Raw genomic sequence first — 21,195 nt, forward strand, 5'->3', positions numbered from 1 at the left:
GCCATAATCTATGATATGCTCTCGATCGTCTAAAACATGCCAGACGGATACCCAAACCTGCTTTAAGGCTGCCACGAGGTAATCCATATCTGTATATAGTACTCTATATGTATTCATTCTCCCACATCCATACATTTTTATAGAAAATTATACCTAGGTCTGATAGACTATGTTTTGTTGTTAATTATTACTATATCAGGAGGAAGAAGATTGAAAAAGCCTATTTTTTAAAAATGGTGGTTTTGGCTCATCATCGTGTTGGTTGTTATAGCCCTCGGTAATACGAACAATAAGCCTGAACCAGAAGAACCAGCACAAGATAGTAAAGCAGTTTCGGCTAACGAACAAGTTGATAAAGGGGATAAAGAAATAAGAAAAGAAACTGAAAAGGCTCAAGTTTTGGATAAAGAAGCTGTACTAACTTATACAGCAAATATTAGAGGACGTGCCTTTGTAAAAGAAGTTCTAGTCGGTGATCATAACATAAATGTAGTATTTCATGATACATTCGAAAACTATAAGTCTGCTAATCCTGAATCTGGAGTTTCAGAAGAAGATTATGTCCAATATTTCGCTTCTGGTGACGAAACCAATAAGATTCTTATGGAAGAGTCAGTACGTCTGTTAAAACAGTTCATCGATGCAGATAACATTGTAATAACCGTTCCATTTGAAGGAAAGACACACTCTGTTGATTTGAAGAAATCCGTGGCCGAAACTTATTTCAATGTAGATTTCAATGCTCTTAATGCAGATCCTGAAGCTTGGAAATCAGAATTAAGTAGTAAGTACTTTAATAAAAATGATCGACAAAAGTTTGTTGACGAATTTGTACAAGTGAAATGAAATCGATGAAAAAAGGAGAACCGAAATGAAGAAAGTCTTCTTATTAATATGTTCATTATCAATTTTTTTTGGATTACTACCAACTAACACTGTTGATGCTGCAACCGTAAATCCGAAGACATTGTTAGAGAAGAAATTCCCTAGGGAGCGTGTAACAGTCAGTAAATCAGTAGACCTAAACGGAGACAATAAGAAGGAACATTTATTGATCACTGACTCAGGCAACTTTTACCTCATCAACTCTAAAGGTGTTATCGTACTTATAGATACAAATTATTACAACGAAGAAGATCCTACTTTCCATTTTCTTAATGTTTCCTCAAAAGAGAAACATGTTGCTATAACGTTAGACTATCCACCTTCAAATACTCAACTGTTTGTTTTTAAGTACCAGGATGGAACCCTTAAAAATAAACTCTCTATTATTGGCGATGTCAGTATTAGAATATCAAAATCAGGCGAAATCAGACAAGCGTGGAAGAATTTTTTCCCTGAAGGAGGATGGGATACTGCTGTGGCTTACCATAAGTGGAATAGTAAGAAAGATAAATATGTAGGTTCAGGTGAATTATCACGCTAAACTCATATAAGGGGCTGTCCCATAAGTCATAAAAATGGCTAGGGACAGCCCTGTTTTCTAAATTGTAAAACAAAAAGAAACCGCTCCTTGGTAAAATGGAAGTACGACCCACCATTTGAAGGAGACGGTTTCTTTGTACATTCAATATACCATGGATCAACTTTTCTTGCCAATGGATTTGGAGACAGATATCCCCGAAAATCACATCGTTCGTGTCGTGAATGACGCAGTCAACCGCCTGAGCGATTCCATTTTTAATGCGGCGTATCCTGGCGGGGGCCGCCATAGTTACCACCCCAAAATGCTCACTAAAATCATCATCTACGCCTACACCCAGCGAATCTATTCTTCCCGACAAATCGCCAAGGCGGCTCGGGAAAACATCATGTTTATGTGGCACGCCGGGCGACAACAGCCGGATTTTCGGACCATTAATCGCTTCCGTTCCGAGCGGATGAAAGAAGTGCTGGAAACCGTGTTTACCCATATACTGGAGTTGCTTGTTCAGGAGCAATACGTATCCTTGGAACACTACTTTCTGGACGGAACCAAGCTTGAAGCGAATGCGAATCGGTACACCTTCGTCTGGAAAAAGGCTGTCGTCAAGTACCAGGCCAAGCTGCAAGAAAAAGTACATACCCTGTTCCAAGCCATCGAAGCGGCCGAAAGTGAAGAAGATGCGCTCCACGCGGGTACAGACCTCCCTGAGCTCGGGGAAGCTTCCGCACTCACGGCAGAAAAGGTGGAAAAAGCGGTTCAGCAACTGGAGGAATCTTTACAAGAAAAACCGAAAAACAAAATCGTAAAGAAAGCCGTGCGCCAGTTACGCAAAGACTTGCTACCGCGGCTGCAAAAGTATGAGCACCAGATCCAAACCGCAGGGGAGCGGAATAGCTATAGCAAAACCGATCCGGACGCAACGTTCATGCGAATGAAAGAAGATCATATGCGTAATGGTCAATTGAAGCCCGGGTACAATGTGCAGATTGGAACGGAAAACCAATTTATTTTGGGTTACACGGTGCACCAGCGACCGACAGACACGAAATGTCTGAAGCCCCATCTCGATCATTTAGAAGAAACGCTCGGCAAAAAACCGAAGACTGTCATTGCCGATGCAGGATATGGAAGCGAAGAAAATTACAGCTATTTCGAAGAGAACAACATCCAAGCGATCGTCAAATATGGGACGTACCATAAGGAGAAAACGAGGGCCTTTCAGCAAGCGATTGGAAAAGTGGATCACTGGAGCTACAACGAAACGGAAGATTCATGGAGCTGTGCGGCCGGGAAGACGTTACGTTTTCGGTACGAAAGCGAGACGGTCACGGAAAGTGGTTACACGATTCGTACCCGACATTATCGAAGTGAAGATTGTAGTGCATGTCCTCTGAAAGCAACATGCACCAAAGCCAAAGGAAATCGGGAGATCGCGATCAGTCTGACCTATATGCGGCAAAAAAACGAGATGCGGGAACGACTGCGCAGCGAGGAAGGATACACCCTTTCCGTTCGGCGCATGACGGAGCCGGAGAGTGTGTTTGGACAAATCAAAAACAACCGGGGATTCCGAAGATTCCTGCTTCGCGGCTTGCAAAAAGTAAGCCTGGAGGTCGGGTGGCTTTGCCTTGCCCACAATCTGCTTAAAAAAGCCGCAATGACGGAAAAACGCAAAAAGGACAAAGCAGGATAAACCTCTGCTTTGTCCTTTTTTTAACGTATGAGTGTTATTTCTTTTTGACATTACGCTTTTTAAGGGCTTTTGAGACAGCCCCTTTGTTCTATATTTATGAATGTCCATCATTACGCTTAAAATACCAACAAGGCAAAGTGACTCAATTAGGAATTCTCTTCCACAAATGCGTTTAATTTTCTGATACAGTCATCAAATTGATATTTTAACCTTTGAATATTTTCAATTGAGACTTCTGATGATATATCTTCGATATCCATAGATTGCAATACTTGAGTTTTTCTATAGATTGTATTCAAACTTATAAAAAGAGGCTCATCTAGTCTAAGAGGATATGGATATATCTATTGGATTTTCTTTAAGCTTCTTCTTGAAACAGGTATGAGAAAAGGTGAAGCAGCAGCTTTAAAATGGTCTGATATTAACTTCAAGGAAAAATAGATACACATTGATGAAACGCTTGACTTTCAGGCAGAAAATGATGATGAGCTATTTGGAGATACAAAAACCTTCAGATCTACGTGCACAATTACTGTAAGCGCTAGCTTAATCAATGATTTGAGATATCACGCCACTTGGCAAAACCAAAATAAAATTAACCTGGGAGAATCCATGTACAGGCATGATCTAAATTTAGTGTTGTGTCGAAACGACGGAAACCACATGCCAAAGTCTACCCTCTTCAATGCTTTCCAGAGGATTATAAAGCGTGCAGAGTTAAGTGAAGATCTTCGAATCCATTCTCTTAGACACACATATGCTGTACTCATGCTTGAAGCCGGTGCAGACATAAAATTTGTTCAAGAACAGCTTGGTCATGGAAGTGTGCAGATCACCTCCTGATATATATGCTCACATCTCCAAAAAGTTAGAGCAACACAATATTGATAAGTATGAACAGTATACTGCCAACATTCTTGGTTCAAAAAATCAAAATGGGGGACGTTTGGGGGACACTCCTCAATAGAAGTGAAATCCCTATTCAAACGTCCCCCATTCAGATCCTCAAAAAACCCCGTAGGTATAAGGTTTATTCAATTAGTACAACGTGATATATTGATCGCGTTCCCATTGGTGGACTTGTGTGCGGTACATATCCCACTCAATTTCTTTCAGCTCGTAGAAGTGAGCCAGGGCATGGTCGCCGAGAGCGTCACAGATAACTTCGCTGCGTATCAATTCATTCAACGCTTCTTTCAGGTCAGCCGGTAAGCTTGGAATGCCTTCTTCCACACGCTCTTCTTCTGACATGATGTAGATGTTACGGTCAATTGGAGCTGGTAAGGAAAGCTCACGTTTGATTCCATCCAGACCTGCTTTCAGCAATACAGCCAAAGCAAGGTAAGGGTTAGCAGCCGGATCCGGGTTACGAACCTCAACACGTGTACTGAGACCACGGGAAGCTGGAATACGGATCATTGGGCTACGGTTACTAGCAGACCATGCTACATAGCAAGGGGCTTCATAACCTGGTACAAGACGTTTGTATGAGTTCACAGTTGGGTTAGTAATTGCTGCAAACGCACGCGCATGCTTCAGAGTTCCAGCCATGAAGTGACGTGCCGTTTTGCTCAGACCCAACTCGTCCGACTCGTCAACGAATGCGTTCACATTGCCTTTGAACAAGGATTGGTTGCAGTGCATACCGGATCCGTTCATCCCAAACAGTGGTTTTGGCATAAAGGTAGCATGTAAACCATGCTGACGTGCAATCGTTTTAACAACGAGTTTGAACGTTTGGATCTGGTCTGCTGCTTTCAGAGCATCAGCATATTTAAAGTCGATCTCATGCTGACCTGGAGCTACCTCATGATGGGAAGCTTCGATTTCAAATCCCATTTCTTCAAGTGTGATAACGATGTCACGACGACAGTTTTCACCAAGATCCGTAGGCGCAAGGTCGAAATAACCACCTTGGTCATTCAGTTCGTTAGTCGGGTTTCCTTTTTCGTCTGTTTTGAACAAGAAGAACTCGGGTTCAGGACCAACGTTGAAGGAAGTGAATCCCATTTCTTCGGCTTCCTTCAGGACACGTTTCAACACGCGGCGCGGATCTCCTGGGAATGGATTTCCATCTGGAAGATATACATCACAGATCAGACGAGCAACACGATTCTCTGCGACCCATGGGAAAATAAGCCAAGAATCGAGATCTGGATAGAGGTACATGTCGGATTCTTCAATACGAACATAACCTTCAATGGAAGAACCATCAAACATCATTTTGTTATCCAGCGCTTTAGTCAACTGGCTTACAGGAATCTCAACGTTTTTGATAGCTCCAAGCAAATCGGTAAATTGCAATCGAATGAATCGTACGTTTTCTTCTTTTGAGATGCGGAGAATATCTTCTTTTGTATAACTCATGATTCCCTCTCCCTTTCTTATCTGCGTATTTGGCTTGCCTGTTATATTTGTACATTAGAAAGTTCCACGGGTCAAGGAGTCTGACATCACAAGTGCATGATTTTTGCTCACTCGCCAAGTTATATGAACTTACTTTTTATTAAAAAATCGAGAGAGCTCTCCCTGAATGAGAGATACTTGTCCAGGTCTCTTACCTGACACAAGCTGTTGCTTCAGCAAGCGGTGCAACTGCGTATCGGACAACTCTCTGCGTTTGACTTCAGTATCCGGCGTGATGACTGTAGCTTCCTCGGATTCTTTTGAAACAGGATTCATCACTTGTTTGATACCCGCAATGTTTACTCCTTTTTCAATCAAAGCCTTGATCTCCAGCAGTCTCTCTACGTCATTAAAAGAAAACAAACGCTGATTACCTGACGTTCTCGCAGGAACAATCAAGCTGTGCTGTTCATAATAACGAATCTGCCGTGCGGACAGATCTGTAAGTTTCATTACAATACCAATTGGGAATAAGGCCATATTTCTGCGGATTTCATCACCCATGTTCATCAACCTTCCAGTCATCTATTCTTGACCCTATTGTACATTTAGTTATTACCAAGTGTCAATGACATGTTAGATAAACTCACAATAATTTGCGATCTTTCATGGTCTGTAATGCCATTAAAACGCCATATTTAACATGAGAGTATGTTAGTCCACCTTGCATATACCCGATATACGGCTCCCGAATAGGCGCATCAGCTGATAATTCCAGACTTCCGCCCTGAATGAACGTACCTGCCGCCATAATGACAGGATGCTCATAACCAGGCATGTCCCACGGTTCAGGAACCACATGGCTATCTACAGCCGCTGCACGTTGAATACCTTGTACGAAGGCAATCAGATGCTCTGCAGAGCTAAACTGAACAGCTTGGATCAGATCTGTACGAGATTCGTTCCAGGCGGGTTTAGTCACAAATCCAGATTCCGCAAACACCGCGGCAGCGAACGTACTTCCTTTGATAGCTTGTCCAACAATTGTCGGAGCCATGTAAAGTCCTTGGTAGATACCACGTGTTGTTCCCAGCATGGCTCCAACCTCCCCCCAATGCCAGGGGCTGTCAGACGATATGCTGCCAGTTGGACATACTCTTCCTTCCCACATATGTATCCTCCGGTTTCCGCAATCCCTCCACCCGGATTCTTAATCAGCGATCCGGCCATTAGATCAACCCCGACTTCTGTCGGTTCACGCTCCTCCGTGAATTCACCGTAACAATTATCCACGAACACGATAACATCTTCCTTCATCGCTTTAACACGCGTAACCATTTCAGCAATCTCAGCAATGCAGAAGGATGAGCGCCAGTCATAACCACGTGAACGTTGGATTCCGATTACTTTCGTAGCCGGTGTAATACTTCTCTCTACTGCGGTCCAGTCCACTCCGCCATCGGCAGTTAAGGCAGTCTCCTGGTAACCGATGCCGAAGTCACACAACGAACCAGTACCATCGCCGGGTTTGCCAATAACTTTATGCAATGTGTCATAAGGCTTACCCGTGATGTACAACAACTCGTCACCTGGACGTAATACTCCGAATAGAGCTGTACTAATCGTATGTGTACCTGAAGCAAAATGAGGACGTACCAGTGCGGCTTCCGCGCCGAAAACATCAGCATATACTTCATCAAGCACTTCTCGCCCACGATCGTTATACGCATAACCTGTTGATCCTGCAAAGTGGAAATCACTTACTTTTCGCTGTTGGAAGGCATTTATAACCTTCCATTGGTTGTGATCCGTGATCCGATCAATCTGCTGTAGTTGCCCTTCAATCTGACGCTCCACTTGATGTTGTAGATCAGATATTTCTGAATCAAAGCTTGCCATCTTGCTTCATTCCCCTTCATAGCACTAATCTGACGTTGATTATTCATCATCGTGTGAACTTATCACACAAATATGTCACGAATATTACAGTTCAATAAATTCTTCAAGTAAATACCCATATTTCTCATATTCACCTGTTTGCAATTCCACTTCATAGATTACATCATTTTCTTCAAAGTTCGTCTCAACTACATCACCAATCTTATAGAGTACAGATGTAAGATCACCACGTTCTGCCGGAATACGGAAGCGTTTCGTGTCACCTGTCAGCTCTGCCTGGATCAATTCACGGATTTTAAGCAAATCTTCTGAATCCAATGCGCTTACTTTGATATGGTCCTTATCCAGTGGAAGCATCTCAAGTTGCTCTGGTGTGCATGCATCTTTTTTGTTATACAACACTAACTGTGCCTTATCTCCTGAACCCAACTGTTGCAGAATCGTGTTAACGGTTCGCATCTGATCTTCCCGCATAGCAGATGAGGCATCCACAACATGCAGGATCAGATCTGCTTCATTTACTTCCTCCAGCGTTGCCCGGAAAGCTGCGATCAGATCATGAGGTAGATTTTGAATAAAACCAACCGTGTCGGTAAGCACAATCTCTTTGCCACTTGGAAGTTCCATTGTACGTGATGTTGGATCAAGTGTAGCAAAAAGCTGATCTTGAATGTAGACATCCGCGGCAGTCAACTGCTTGAGCAGGGTTGATTTACCAGCGTTCGTATAACCGACAAGAGCCACTTGAACAATCCCGGTCTTTTTGCGACGTTCACGATGTAACTTACGATGACGTGTCAATTCTTCCAGATGTCGTTTCAGATCATCGATGCGACCACGGATATGACGACGGTCCGTCTCCAGCTTACTTTCCCCCGGACCTCTTGTTCCGATTCCTCCACCGAGTCTGGACAGGTTCTTGCCATGACCCGATAAGCGCGGCAGCAAGTAGCTATGTTGAGCCAATTCTACTTGAATGATACCTTCTCTTGTATTAGCACGTTGTGCGAAGATGTCCAAAATTAATTGGGTACGATCAATAATCTTGAGATCCAAGGTCTCTTCCAGATTACGAACCTGAGCTCCTGACAACTCCTGATCAAAAATAGCTGTGGTTGCTCCCAGTTCCTCCGCAATCGCACGAAGCTCTTCTACCTTCCCTTTACCAATGAACCATTTGGTATCACGTTTTTCCCTGTTCTGTGAGAGTACACTCAGCACTTCCACTCCAGCTGTCTCGGCAAGTTTCACCAGTTCCTCCAGAGAGTACTCAGGATTAATGCCTGTACGTTTTACATCGTCCGTAACCAGACTCACCAAGACGGCGCGGTCTTTTTTGACCATATCTGTATCATGTGTACCATTTGTCATGTATATGTTCACTCCCTCTAATTGCTTATCCGTTGATATTCATCGCCATGAATATGCCATGGCATGCCTTAAGCCGAACCGGTTGGCCCGGCCGGCTGGTGTAAAAACTATATTATCGCTTACTTTCGCTCAAAGTTCAAATCCTCAGTACGGATTGTCATCAGCTCCAGTTTACCTGGACTGCCTTCTGTATATTGTTCCAACAATCGAACCGCTTGATGCCTAATCGAACGCTCAATAGCATTACGAACATATCGTGCGTTACTGAATGCATGGAGCGAATCATTTTTCTCTTGAAGCAGCTGCTGCTTTAATTTGAGTATGGTCTGTGGCATCAAGATATAATCACGCTCTTTGGCCATGATTTCGGAGATTTGAATCAACTGATCAATGCTGTAGTCTGGAAACTCCACTTGGATCGGAAAACGGGAAGGCAGACCCGGGTTCGTCTGAAGGAAAAAATCAATCTCTTCCGAGTATCCGGCTAGAATCAGAATAAACTGATTTTTATTATCCTCCATGGACTTTACAAGCGTATCAATAGCTTCCTTGCCAAAATCCTTTTCACCACCGCGAGCAAGACTATACGCCTCATCAATAAACAAGATTCCACCGAGCGCCTTCTTGACCAGATCTCTTGTTTTCTGCGCCGTGTGACCAATGTACTCTCCTACCAGATCTGCACGCTCCACTTCAATCAGATGCCCTTTACTCAACACACCCATCTTCTGAAACAGTTTGGCGACGATCCTGGCCACGGTTGTCTTACCCGTCCCTGGATTTCCTTTGAAAACCATATGATACACGTGCGCACCACTGTGTAAGCCTGCTTCAGTACGCATTTGAGCTATCTGTAGGAAAGCATAGATTTCAAATACCAAGTCCTTGATATTTTCGAGTCCAACCAGTTGCTCCAATTCACTCTGTATCTCTTGGAAGTGTGCATGTTTGGTTATACTCTTAGCTGCCTGTACTGCTGCTGCTTCGTCTTTGACCAACATCTGAGGTTCCTGATTACGTAACACAACATTAATTTGCCTGGATGGTCTGCCTCCCGGTTGCCCTCCTGCAGCCATGACCCGTCCGTTCATACGCCATCACCTCTATTTTATCGGGCTGAACTCTCCTGATTATTAATGTATTCTATCAAGTGCTCCAATATTAGAAGGATGATGAAGATTTCTACAGCAAATTATTGGTATCAAATCTGAATATTTTTTCGAAACTCTCCGTTCTCAAACAAACTCAGTCTATGCTTCAGTGATAACTGGAAGTACGGAAATACATGTGCATCGATGGCATGCAGCAGTTCCTTTGCTGTCTTGTTCGCGAGGTCATAGTCGCCCGCCGTAATATGTTTCCGTGACAGTGCATCTTCGAGTTCATCCTCATCCAGCAAAAATACTTCTCCATCTTTCAGGACAACGACATCCAGATACAGATCATCAAACCAAGGGACACCCTGATCCGTTATGCCCTGACTACGGCATGTATCAATATACCACTCCACAATCCGTTGCTGATCGTCAAACATCGCCGTAACCACAAAGTGTTCTCCCTTCGGATAGTATTGCAGCCAGGAATAACCTTTATCTGCGATACAGAAGGTACTGCCTCCATACGTTTTCCACAGAGGTTCTTTCAGATCTTGTATGGTGTACAGCGTAATATAACCTGTGAACATGTTGGATTGAACGAACCGGCATGTAAATTGTCGGTTCGTAATCCGGCGCCAGTTCGCGCGATCCCCGAATTTCCGTTTCATACGAACCCCTCTTTGCCGACTACAGGTCCGTGACCTGCTCTGATATTGGTGAACAATGTATAACGTCCGCATGACAGATTCCAGCGCTCTGGATCTGTTTTGCACAACGTATTACGAATAGTTACAGCTTACCATATTTAAGTTATACACTCAAAATCAAGCTTTGTCCCAACTATTCGTCCAATATGCTGCTATCTCAGATGATCTATAGAACACAAAAAAACTGCTTCACCGGTATTCCGGGAAGCAGTTTTATTTCAATCTAACTATTCAAGGAATCAGTTTTCTAACCACCGGCTCCAGCTTGAGGGTCTGCTGGTGCCTCTGTTTCTCCAGTATCGCCGCTCGTTCCGTTGTCTGGTGTTACAACTTCGCCCGGCGTCGTTACCGATCCATCATTGGGGCCCTCACCTGTGCCACCTGGATCTGTGGTTCCCTGACCAGGCGATGTGTTTCCTCCCCAGGTTGGCCACTTCCCTGACCGGCTCCGCCGTTGTTACCATTGTTCCCGTTGTTACCATTTCCATTTCCGTTGTTGCCATTTTCGTTACCATTGCCGTTATTCCCGTTCGAATTGCCATTGTCGATCGAACCATTATCCGGATTCTCTGTTCCTGGCTGCTCCGGTTCCCCCTCTGTTCCTGGGTCAATGCCCGGATCAGGCTGCTCCGGTTCCATTTCCTGTGCTTCAATCATCAATGATATGGTATTGGAAGGATCCGTTTCAAGTCCAGAAGCCAGGTCATAAGCCGTGACATAGTACTCATAAGTCAGACCAGGCATTGCGCTTAGATCCTGTGCATTGGTCGCTCCTATCGCATCAATGAGATGGGTGAACTGGGCTTCAGATGTTTCCTTACGATACACACGATATTGCGTGCTCGCGTCACCCGTTCCAGTCCAACTCAGGGATACGGTCTGTGCAGACGGATCGTAAGACCCACTTAGGCCGCCAACAGACAATGTCGGTTGCTGCGGTTCCTGTTTTGGCGGAGGTGTTTGCCCACCAGCAGGTGCTTTAAACTCCTTCACCGGAACTCCTTTTAATGCATCTCCCATGACTTTGGCAAAGAAGGACGCCGACAGCTTACTGCTGTTCTTGAGCATATGATTCGCATCTGGCTTGTCATATCCCATCCACACTGCGGCAGTCCATTCTGGCGTATATCCAACAAACCATACATCACGGTTGGAACTATTGCCAGAGATACCACTTTGGACCGTACCTGTTTTACCTGCAACCGGACGATCCAGACGTGCTGAACGTCCCGTACCGTCATTCACCACGTTTTGCAACATCTGTGTAAGCTGATACGCATTTTGCTCACTCATGACACGCGTAGTGTCCGAGTTATCGTGTTTGAACGTTGATTTTCCTGCGCTATCCTTAATTTCCTTAATGGAATAGGCTTGTCGATATTCCCCGAGGTTGGCAAATGAACTGTAGGCTTGCGCCATTTCCAGTGTATTAGTACCTTTGCTCAAACCACCGAGGGCAATCGCCAGGTTTTTGTCTTCATCCGTAAGCTGTATACCTACACTCTTGGCAAAATTAATGCCTGTGTTAACCCCTATTTTATCGAGTAGCCACACCGCCGGAATATTTTCCGACTTCGTAATGGCTTCCGTCATACTGATCGTTGAAGAATAACCATGCAAGTTACCAGGACAGTAGTTACCAAAACATTGCTTCGCATTACTAAGAGACGAATTAGCACTGTAATTCCCTGATTCAAGAGCCGGTGCATAAGACACAATCGGTTTAAAAGCTGAACCTGGTTGTCTTCGACTCTGCGTTACACGGCTATATCCTTTAGTCTGATAATCCCGTCCACCAAGGAGGGCAACGAGGCTACCATTCTCATGGTTCATGATCACCATGGAGCCTTGAACCTGTTGATCATCTTTGCTTGCCTCGAACAGACTATCATCCGTGAAGGCACTTTCCATAGCTGTTTGAGCCTGAGCATCCATCGTCGTATAGATTTTGTATCCGCCGATATTCAGATCATCTTCCGTCTTACCAGTTACACGCTCAGCTTCACGTAGCACGTAATCGATAAAAGCTTGATATTTCTTGTCTTTCACTGGCGGGGTGTGTTTGTAATCCACTGCTTTAGCTTTAACCATCTCAGCCTCGGTGATATAGCCTTGTTCGTACATTAACTGTAGAACCACACCCCGGCGTGCCTTGGAATCATTCGGATTACTTAATGGGTTATACGCAGAAGGCCCTTTAGGCATCGCAGCCAGTGTCGCAATTTCCCACAATTCAAGTCTATTCAGATCTTTTTCGCCAAAATAAAATTCAGATGCAGCCTTGATTCCGTAACGCTGATGTCCGAAGAAAATCCGGTTTAGATACATCGTCAGGATCTCGTCTTTTGTGTACTTGCGCTCCAAGGCCATGGCGATCGACACTTCCGTTGCTTTCCGGAAGAACGTCTTGTCACGAGACAAGAACATATTCTTGGCGAGTTGCTGGGTCAGCGTACTGCCACCCTCCACCATCGAACGTGCCATAACGTCCTTTACTGCTGCACGACCGATGGACCAGATATCCACACCCTGGTGATCGTAGAACCGTTTATCCTCGGTTGCAACGAATGCTTCCTTCACCAGTTTGGGAATATCATCGCCCACTACTGGTTCGAGTTTCTGAATGGATAACTCACCCATTAATTGTCCATTGCGATCATATACTTTTGAAGTTTCATTTATTGTTGTTTTATCCATGTTAGCTTTGAGCAGATTCTCACCACTCACCATAATAAATAAATATCCGCCAAGTGCACAGAATATGGCGATTGCCATTGTGAAAAATAGTGTCCATCCAACGCGTTTACCCGTAATTTTTTTCTTTTTAGAGGTCTTTGGCTTCGCTTTTTTGGTTGACTTGTTATTGTTGTTGCGATTGTTAGACCTCGACAACGGATCGTTTGGCATGTTACCTCCTGACTCCCTTTCGGTTGCATAATTTCTATTCGTTTATTTGGCGCAGGCTTATATTGAACATATTTTGCCCGGAATGAAAAGAACAACCCTTTTATTCAGGTTGCTCTGTTTCAGTGCCTATACTTGTAAACGAAATGGTTGGTGAAAAGGTTTCGACATTTTTATGCTTCGCTGTTGTTATCTTGCTGCATCAGCGATACGCTGCGTTGCGGCGTGAACGTGGAGATGGCATGCTTGTAGACCATTTGCTGGCGTCCGTCGCTGTCAATGACGATCGTAAAATTGTCAAATGCCTTGATCGTCCCGCGGATCTGGAAGCCATTGGTCAAATAGACCGTAGCCGGAATATTTTCTTTCCGCAGTTGGTTCAAGAACGTATCTTGGATGTTGATGGACTTGTTCATTAGCCGTACCCCCATTGGTTCATTTGAATTCGTGTTCAAGTACTATTCAATATCGCTGAGTAGCTTTCGTGCTATTATATCATGAACAGTTTCATATAATCCACAAAAACCCCTTGTCTACTATTTTACACCCCAGTCTTGGCATGCTGAATAACTAGAAGACTTATCCATTATACACCGCTTACTGGTTTTGCAAAAGAGGGATAAACCCTTCGATTTCTCGGTGTAATTCATGCAGATTCACATCTCGGTGATGGGAATATATTGAGCTTGTTCTAGAGGTTATACTACTGTTTTTTTCGATCTATGATTTTCCCATTTACCCGTTCGAATATCACTCAAATCACCTTTTGTTAACATAAATCCCATCTTTCTATGATAACAAAAAACCTCTATCCTTTTAAATTTTCAAAAGATAGAGGTTCAACATTTCTGATCCAATGCTTTAATCCAGCTCAAAATCACTGAAACTTCCGTTTAATCAACTCACATACCTGCTTATAATTGCCTTCAAAATCTTCAGTGTCCGTCATATCCACCCATTCAATATCCTTCATATGACGGAACCAGGACAATTGACGTTTCGCAAAACGACGTGTATCCCTTTTCAACCACTCAACAGCAGCTTCCCAGCTCACTTCTCCTTGCAAAAACGCTGCAATTTCCTTATACCCCAGCCCTTGCATGGATATATGACCTCTGGCAACCCCGCGCTCCATCAAGGATTTCACTTCATCCACCAGACCTTGTTCGATCATGAGATCTATCCGTTCCTCCACCCGGGCATACAACTTCTGGCGATCCATCGTCAAGCCCACAATAAGGAGATCATAAGGCGACTCTTTCTTCTGTGCTGCCAACTGGTCGGACCACTTCTCACCTGTGAGATGATTGATCTCAAGCGCCCGTACAATTCGCCGCTGATCATTGGGATGCAGACGATCCGCGCTAACCGGGTCCACATCCCTCAATCGATCATGAAGAGCTTGTGCTCCATGTAGCTCCGCATAGCTGAATTGTTCTTCCCTGAACGCTTCATCCGAACCGCTATCTGAAAACTGGAAGCCATAACATACCGACTCCACATACAGACCGGTTCCACCAACAATAAAAGGCATATTGCCACGTTCATGGATTTGACCAATCAGGCGTGTACAGCTCTCCTGGAATTCAGCTACGGAATACGGGTACTCCGGTTCATGGATGTCTATGAGATGATGGGGTACACCCTTCATTTCTTCAATTGTAATTTTGGCTGTGCCAATATCCATTTCACGATATACCTGCATCGAATCCCCTGAGATGATCTCACAATTGAAGGCTTGGGCAAGCTCGATGCTCATTCTCGTTTTGCCTACTGCTGTTGGTCCAACCAGCACAAGCAGTTTAGGCTTTGGTTTAACTTCCGCTTTCAACATTAATCACTCCGTACAGGGTTTTTGCATTCGCCCGATCAAGTATTTCAAATCCCAGCTTGTCAAACTCCATGCTGCCGCGCTTTTCTTTCATAACTACCCGTTTACGGGCAACCCGTCTCGCTTCTATAATGCTCTGTTCATCCAATGCATGAGCATTCGCATAATCTCGCAAAGGCTGTATGGAACTTGAATCCAACATTGGTTCACGGAACATCGGGTCAAAATATACCGTGTCACAGCTTTGATTGGGCAAGGATCGAAGCAAATCGAGATGATTCGCATGATGCAGCTCAATGCGCCGGAAAGCTTCATTTACCGCCGGCTTGATCGTCTCATATTGAGACATGCCCTCCACTAATAGTGTATATAGCGGAAGAGAGCTCTCACATGCAATTACCCGTCCACTTTTGCCCACTGCAACCGAGAATACAAGTGCATCCGTGCCTAGTCCGGCTGTACAATCGATGATGGTATCCCCTTCATTCACTGCCCCCGCCTCCAGTAGCGGATCAGGTTCTCCTCTTAATATACGTTTGGCACGAACAAATCCCATACTGGGGTGGAACTCCAGCAACGGTGAATCCTTCCTAAACAATCGTACTTTACCCTGGAGTACAACCAGAACCTCCTCCGCCCCATAATGTTCAATCATCATGGGCAGAGACATTTTATTACGCCGTACGTAAGTACCCCCTGTTGTTTCAGCAAGGTTTCGGGCACGCTCCACAAGTGAAGTTGCTTCCTTTTCACCGGTTGTAATATACATATTGTCCTCCTAAATAGCTACATGACCCGTTTAAATAATTTCTCCAGATCATAAGTTGAAAATGAGATCACAATCGGTCGCCCATGCGGACAAGTGTAAGGTTGTCGACACGAGCCCAGACGCTGAATCAGCACTTCTGCCTCCTGATCCGTCAACTTCTGATTGGCTTTGATTGATGCTTTGCACGAGCACATGATCGAAGCTGCTTCCCGCATTTTTGCAATATCAATGCTTCGTTCGCTGAGCACCCATTCTGACATTTCTTCAATAATATCTTTCTCGTCCCCTTGGGGAAACCAGAACGGATGGGAGCGTACACGGAATGTTTGTCCACCAAAATGTTCCAGATATACACCTGCCTGCTCGAACCAAGCCAGCCTTGTTTTAAGCTTTTCCGTCTCGGAGGGTGTGAACTCCAACGTAATGGGCAGCAGTAACTCTTGTGAAGCCTGAGCAGGGTTACCAAATTGCTCGTAATAGTACTCGTAATTCACACGTTCATGGGCGGCATGCTGATCGATTAGATACAAACCTTCGTCATTTTGCGCGATCAGATACGTGCCATGATGCTGTCCGATCAGACTCAGCTCGGGAAATGCGGGCATCGATACATCCGATTTAATTGCAGCTGCAAGTCTTGTCGCATCAGGTAAACTTGAAGTTTTCCACGTCCGTTCATTTCTGGAAACCGCAGACGGATTATATGTTGAACGACTTTCCCTCACCGGAGAATTTACCGAGTTGGAGCGATAAGCAGCAGGGTCACCTTGCCGGTCTGCGGCTGCTCCATGCTCTTGAGAAGACACGGCAACCTGTGTATTACTTTCTATGGAGCTGGTTTTGCCGCCCTCTGAAGAAGCTGGAAGGTGAACAGAGTTCCCCTTCTCGTTATCAGTATCTTTACTATGGAGCGTATCTCCAATAAGGATATCCCCGCTCCCATTTCCTAATGCTTCAGAAGGTGGGTTCATCTCGGGTGGCGCTTCGGGTAACGGCATTGTCTGAGCCTGCTCAGGCCCCGTGTGTCCTGCTGGCACATCTGCGGGAGCATCCAAATCCAGGTCATCATCTTCCGCAGTCATTTTCGCAGATACGGCAGGTGTAGCAGGTGCGTGTTTTCCCAGCGGTCCTTGTTGCCCATATCCTTCTGGTTCTGTCGCATCTTTCAGAGGGCCTCGGGGAAAGAGAAATTGTTCCTGAATAAAGGAACTATCGTCCCCACGCCGAATCTGTTGCTTCTTGACCTGCGGGATCAGTACCTCCTGCCGCAATATCCCTCGCATCGTTGACTCCACAAATTCATACAGCTCCGCTTCTTTACTGAACCGAACTTCCAATTTGGCCGGATGCACGTTCACATCGACAAGGGATGGATGCATCTCCAGTTGAACAACGAGTAGCGGGAAGCGATTAATTGGCAGTAGCGTATGATAGGCCTTTAGAATGGCCTGATTCAGCCCATAATTACGAATATATCTACCATTTACGATGGTGGACATGCCACCCCGATTCGCACGTGTCCATTCTGGTAGGCTGATTAACCCGCTTACTCGGTAATCCAGATTTTCTCCCTGAATGGGCAGCATCGCTTTCGCCGCACTTGTGCCATAGATCGCGGCAACTACTTGCAGCAGATCTCCATTTCCGAGCGTCTGAAGCAACACATTCTCATTATGACGCAGCCTGAACGAAATATTTGGATGAGACATCGCCATCCGATAGAGGACATCTGATATATGTCCCAGCTCGGTCTGGATGGTTTTCATATATTTGAGTCTGGCTGGCGTATTGTAAAATAGTTCTTTCACTGCAAAATCGGTACCTTGGGGTGAAGTTGCATCTTCGTGTGAGCGAAGGTTCCCGCCTTCAATCACGATGCGACGCCCTCGCCCGTCATTTCCACTTGCTGATAACACCTCTACCTTGGATACTGCGGCAATACTCGCCAGGGCTTCTCCGCGGAATCCAAGACTCGTAATCTGGAACAGATCTCGGCCATGAGCTATTTTGCTGGTCGCATGACGATAAAAGGCGGTTTCCATATCCTCTGGTTCGATACCTGATCCATTGTCTTTGACACGAATACTCAGGAGGCCACCTTCCTCCACCGTTACCTCAATTTTGGTGGCGCCTGCATCCACTGCGTTTTCGAGCAACTCCTTGACGACTGAAGCTGGCCGTTCGACCACCTCACCCGCCGCGATCTGGTTGGCAATATGTTCATCCAGTACATGTATTTTCGCCACAGGTTTTCCCTCCCATATCCTCAGGATAATTGCTGTGCCTTTAATTTGAGATCATTCAATATCTGCATCGCCTGTAAAGGCGTCATATTCATGACATCAATATCTTTCATCGAACGGATGAATTCCCGTGCTGGTTTATCCACCACAACTACATCCGGTTTCGTTGCCACTCTCGGCTCATCATCCCCAAAGATGGACAGTTGAACCACGTCCGATTGACTTGCACCTGACTGTCCCTTTCTGTTTGATTTCTTGCTAGACTGCTCCACAACCAAATCTTCAGTAGAAGAGGTGTGATCCAAACTTTCCACAGTCTCCTGCTCCCGGATCAATGGTACGGAATCCGTGTGTTCAAATTCTACACTTTGTACATTCAGACCTGTTTCCCGCTTCTCGTTCCCGTTATATTCGCTCCCAACGGCTACCTGCGCGGCCGCATGTTCGAACCCATGCAAAAGTCCATTCGCCCGCTCAATAATGCTGTCAGGCAGGCCTGCAAGGCGTGCGCAATAGATACCATAACTGCTGCTGGCTGCTCCGGCTATCAATTTGCGCAAGAAGTTAACCTTATCACCACTCTCCTGTACCGCCATGGAGTAGTTCGCCAGCTTATCCAGACTTTCCTCCAGATGAGCAAGCTCATGGAAATGAGTAGATACGAGAGCCTTGCAACCAATAATATCATGGACGTATTCAATAACAGATTGAGCAATCGCCATGCCTTCACTGGTGGATGTTCCCCGGCCCAATTCATCGATAATAATCAGACTGCGCGGCGTCGCTTTGTCTGTCATGACCTGGATGTCCGCCATCTCCACCATGAATGTACTTTGCCCACCTATGAGATCATCCGCGGCACCAATCCGTGTGAAAATACGGTCCATGATCGGCACTTCCGCCTGACCCGCAGGCACAAAACAACCCACTTGCGCCAGAATGGAGATTAAAGCGACCTGTCGCATATACGTACTCTTACCAGCCATATTCGGACCGGTAATCAGCAGAATACGCGCCTCATCCTTCGTCATTGCGGTGTGATTGGCAATAAATGCTCCATCACGCATAACTGCCTCTACGACCGGATGACGTCCTTGTTGCACAACCAGATCATAACCGTCTGTCAGCGTAGGGCGTACAAAGTTACGTTCCGCACTTATCACGGCAAAAGATTGATACACATCAATCTCTGCAACCTGTTCAGCCAGCTTCTGCAATCTTGCGATCTCTTTGTTCAGTCGCTCCCGCAGTTCTGCGAACAAGCCATACTCAATATCAACCATTTTATCCTGGGCTTCGAGGATCAGCGTCTCTTTCTCCTTCAACTCCGGCGTAATGTAACGCTCTGCATTGGCAAGTGTCTGTTTGCGTTCATAACGCCCCTCTGGCAACGAAGACAGATTGGATTTGGTGATCTCAATATAATAACCAAACACTTTGTTATATCCAATTTTCAGAGATCGAATGCCCGTCGCTTCACGCTCTCTTGCTTCAAGCTCAGCGATCCACTGTTTTCCGTTGACCGACGCCTCCCGAAGTTCATCCAGACGTTCATGATACCCTTCACGAATCAAGCCTCCATCCTTCACCGATACAGGCGGCTCGTCCACAATGGCTTGCCCGATAGACTCCCGCAGATCATGGCAATCATCCATTGTTTCGGCAATATGTTGCAGCGTTATGGAAGATGATCCCGCGCAATGCTGACGAAGCCCTGGAATTTTGTCCAATGATGACTTGAGTGCATTCAGGTCACGACCATTGGCATTACCAAAAGCAATTCGGCCTACCAGACGTTCCAGATCATAGATATCTTTGAGTTCTGCCCGCAGATCCTCACGTAATATAAACTGGTTATATAGCGTGTCCACTGCTTCCAGACGCTCATTAATCTTCCCTTTTTGCAGCAACGGCTTATCGACCCAGCGGCGTAACATTCTCGCGCCCATGGACGTCTCTGTCCGGTCAAGCAACCAGAGCAATGAACCTTTCTTCGAGCGCTCACGTACCGTTTCCACTAGTTCCAGGTTGCGGCGGGTAAACGGGTCCAGGATCATATAATGATTCGGCTCATACGTTGAAATTTGTGTTAATTGCCCAAGAGAACGTTTCTGAGTTTCACTTAGATAGGAGAAAAGACGTGCAATACACGCTTGACGTTCAGGTTCCAGTCTGGCCCATACGGCCTCACCAAACTGCTGACGAACCAGATCTTCCTTACTCTTCGTCCATGTCGTGTAGACCACTGGGCGACCGATTGGGGAGGCCTCGGCTTCCACTGTTTCAAGCAGCGCTGCATCCCCCACCAGCTCCGATGGTTCATAGATGCCGATCTCATCTTTGAGCCATTCCTTAGAATAGGGCACCGATGTCACGTACAACTCACCCGTTGACAGATCACAGGCTGCCAGCGCCAGCGTATTCTGATTCCCCGTGAGGCAGACCATGTAGTTGTTGGACTTGTCCCCCAGGTTCTTGCCTTCCATTACCGTACCAGGTGTGACCACACGTACAATTTCACGTCGTACCATGCCTTTGGTTACACTTGCATCTTCCATCTGTTCGCAAATGGCCACTTTATATCCTTTTTCAATCAGACGCTGTATGTAATTGTCAGCCGAATGATAAGGTACACCGCACATCGGAATTTTGTCATCCGTGCCCCCGTTACGTGCGGTCAGCGTGATTTCAAGTTCACGGGAAGCATGAATCGCATCCTCGAAGAACAGTTCATAGAAGTCACCCAATCTAAAAAATAGAAAAGCATCCTGCGCTTCGGCCTTCACTTGCAAATATTGTTGAATCATTGGCGTGTACTGAGCCATGATCAATATCCTCCATCCCGTTCCTATAATGTCAGGAAGAAACGCGTCGTGGAAGGACAATAAGACGGTCAGGCACTCCGTTCG

Annotated in this window: 15 protein-coding genes and 2 pseudogenes; 5 read left to right on the forward strand and 12 right to left on the reverse strand. The window is 45.5% G+C overall.

Annotated elements, in window-relative coordinates:
• Nucleotides 1-255 precede the first annotated feature (255 nt).
• The 5 genes from C0Q44_RS19415 to C0Q44_RS31880 all read left to right on the forward strand — a co-directional run bounded on the left by C0Q44_RS19415 (nucleotide 256) and on the right by C0Q44_RS31880 (nucleotide 3,962).
• Nucleotides 256-846 carry a hypothetical protein gene (locus tag C0Q44_RS19415; RefSeq protein ID WP_105408896.1) on the forward strand — a complete coding sequence of 197 codons (591 nt, stop codon included), beginning with the start codon at nucleotides 256-258 and terminating at the stop codon, nucleotides 844-846.
• Nucleotides 847-871: 25 nt separating this feature from the next.
• On the forward strand, nucleotides 872-1,426 hold the full coding sequence (locus C0Q44_RS19420) for a hypothetical protein (RefSeq protein ID WP_105408897.1): 555 nt from the start codon (nucleotides 872-874) through the stop codon (nucleotides 1,424-1,426).
• Between the two features lie 133 nt (nucleotides 1,427-1,559).
• Entirely contained in the window at nucleotides 1,560-3,119 is a 1,560-nt protein-coding gene (locus tag C0Q44_RS19425; RefSeq protein WP_105408898.1) for an IS1182 family transposase, read from the forward strand.
• A gap of 381 nt (nucleotides 3,120-3,500) precedes the next feature.
• A complete protein-coding gene (locus C0Q44_RS31875; RefSeq protein ID WP_374955129.1) occupies nucleotides 3,501-3,560 on the forward strand; it encodes a hypothetical protein in 60 nt (19 codons plus the stop codon).
• Nucleotides 3,561-3,782: 222 nt separating this feature from the next.
• Nucleotides 3,783-3,962: a tyrosine-type recombinase/integrase gene (locus C0Q44_RS31880; RefSeq protein ID WP_374955118.1), complete on the forward strand. Its 180-nt coding sequence runs from the start codon at nucleotides 3,783-3,785 to the stop codon at nucleotides 3,960-3,962.
• 195 nt (nucleotides 3,963-4,157) lie between these two features.
• Here C0Q44_RS31880 and glnA read toward each other — a convergent pair whose 3' ends face one another.
• From glnA to mutS, 12 genes and pseudogenes are all read right to left on the reverse strand, one after another.
• Nucleotides 4,158-5,486, reverse strand: coding sequence for a type I glutamate--ammonia ligase (gene glnA / locus C0Q44_RS19435; protein WP_105408899.1), 1,329 nt, complete (start codon nucleotides 5,484-5,486; stop codon nucleotides 4,158-4,160).
• Nucleotides 5,487-5,615: 129 nt separating this feature from the next.
• Nucleotides 5,616-6,029 carry a MerR family transcriptional regulator gene (locus C0Q44_RS19440; protein ID WP_056689944.1) on the reverse strand — a complete coding sequence of 138 codons (414 nt, stop codon included), beginning with the start codon at nucleotides 6,027-6,029 and terminating at the stop codon, nucleotides 5,616-5,618.
• Nucleotides 6,030-6,111: 82 nt separating this feature from the next.
• Nucleotides 6,112-7,364 (reverse strand): annotated as a pseudogene (locus tag C0Q44_RS19445) (methionine gamma-lyase family protein).
• Between the two features lie 84 nt (nucleotides 7,365-7,448).
• A complete protein-coding gene (hflX, locus tag C0Q44_RS19450; protein WP_105408900.1) occupies nucleotides 7,449-8,735 on the reverse strand; it encodes a GTPase HflX in 1,287 nt (428 codons plus the stop codon).
• A 119-nt stretch (nucleotides 8,736-8,854) separates the two neighbouring features.
• A complete protein-coding gene (locus C0Q44_RS19455) occupies nucleotides 8,855-9,826 on the reverse strand; it encodes an AAA family ATPase (protein WP_105408901.1) in 972 nt (323 codons plus the stop codon).
• A 110-nt stretch (nucleotides 9,827-9,936) separates the two neighbouring features.
• Complete coding sequence (locus C0Q44_RS19460) at nucleotides 9,937-10,500, reverse strand: ribonuclease FAU-1 family protein (RefSeq protein ID WP_105408902.1); 564 nt, start codon at nucleotides 10,498-10,500, stop codon at nucleotides 9,937-9,939.
• Between the two features lie 286 nt (nucleotides 10,501-10,786).
• Nucleotides 10,787-13,446: pseudogene (locus C0Q44_RS19465) on the reverse strand (PBP1A family penicillin-binding protein).
• Between the two features lie 170 nt (nucleotides 13,447-13,616).
• Nucleotides 13,617-13,859, reverse strand: coding sequence for an RNA chaperone Hfq (gene hfq, locus C0Q44_RS19470; RefSeq protein ID WP_105408903.1), 243 nt, complete (start codon nucleotides 13,857-13,859; stop codon nucleotides 13,617-13,619).
• Between the two features lie 461 nt (nucleotides 13,860-14,320).
• Nucleotides 14,321-15,277 (reverse strand): tRNA (adenosine(37)-N6)-dimethylallyltransferase MiaA, encoded by a 957-nt coding sequence (miaA, locus tag C0Q44_RS19475; protein WP_105408904.1) that lies wholly within the window; start codon nucleotides 15,275-15,277, stop codon nucleotides 14,321-14,323.
• Nucleotides 15,258-16,043: a class I SAM-dependent methyltransferase gene (locus C0Q44_RS19480; protein WP_105408905.1), complete on the reverse strand. Its 786-nt coding sequence runs from the start codon at nucleotides 16,041-16,043 to the stop codon at nucleotides 15,258-15,260. Before C0Q44_RS19480 ends, miaA begins: the two co-directional genes overlap by 20 nt.
• 17 nt (nucleotides 16,044-16,060) lie before the next feature.
• The gene (gene mutL, locus C0Q44_RS19485) at nucleotides 16,061-18,289 is read right to left on the reverse strand and encodes a DNA mismatch repair endonuclease MutL (RefSeq protein WP_105408906.1); all 2,229 of its coding nucleotides are present in this window, start codon (nucleotides 18,287-18,289) and stop codon (nucleotides 16,061-16,063) included.
• A gap of 20 nt (nucleotides 18,290-18,309) precedes the next feature.
• Entirely contained in the window at nucleotides 18,310-21,111 is a 2,802-nt protein-coding gene (gene mutS, locus C0Q44_RS19490) for a DNA mismatch repair protein MutS (RefSeq protein ID WP_105408907.1), read from the reverse strand.
• Nucleotides 21,112-21,195: the final 84 nt, after the last annotated feature.

The organism is Paenibacillus sp. PCH8 (genome assembly GCF_002968835.1).
Taxonomy (GTDB): Bacteria; Bacillota; Bacilli; order Paenibacillales; family Paenibacillaceae; genus Paenibacillus.

Excerpts from the sequence above, each read along its gene's own strand:
- C0Q44_RS19420 (WP_105408897.1), top strand. The coding sequence starts at position 872 with ATGAAGAAAGTCTTCTTATTAATATGTTCATTATCAATTTTTTTTGGA.
- C0Q44_RS31880 (WP_374955118.1), top strand. The coding sequence starts at position 3,783 with ATGCCAAAGTCTACCCTCTTCAATGCTTTCCAGAGGATTATAAAGCGT.
- glnA (WP_105408899.1), bottom strand. The coding sequence starts at position 5,486 with ATGAGTTATACAAAAGAAGATATTCTCCGCATCTCAAAAGAAGAAAAC.
- C0Q44_RS19440 (WP_056689944.1), bottom strand. The coding sequence starts at position 6,029 with ATGGGTGATGAAATCCGCAGAAATATGGCCTTATTCCCAATTGGTATT.
- hflX (WP_105408900.1), bottom strand. The coding sequence starts at position 8,735 with ATGACAAATGGTACACATGATACAGATATGGTCAAAAAAGACCGCGCC.
- C0Q44_RS19455 (WP_105408901.1), bottom strand. The coding sequence starts at position 9,826 with ATGAACGGACGGGTCATGGCTGCAGGAGGGCAACCGGGAGGCAGACCA.
- C0Q44_RS19460 (WP_105408902.1), bottom strand. The coding sequence starts at position 10,500 with ATGAAACGGAAATTCGGGGATCGCGCGAACTGGCGCCGGATTACGAAC.
- hfq (WP_105408903.1), bottom strand. The coding sequence starts at position 13,859 with ATGAACAAGTCCATCAACATCCAAGATACGTTCTTGAACCAACTGCGG.
- miaA (WP_105408904.1), bottom strand. The coding sequence starts at position 15,277 with ATGTTGAAAGCGGAAGTTAAACCAAAGCCTAAACTGCTTGTGCTGGTT.
- C0Q44_RS19480 (WP_105408905.1), bottom strand. The coding sequence starts at position 16,043 with ATGTATATTACAACCGGTGAAAAGGAAGCAACTTCACTTGTGGAGCGT.
- mutS (WP_105408907.1), bottom strand. The coding sequence starts at position 21,111 with ATGGCTCAGTACACGCCAATGATTCAACAATATTTGCAAGTGAAGGCC.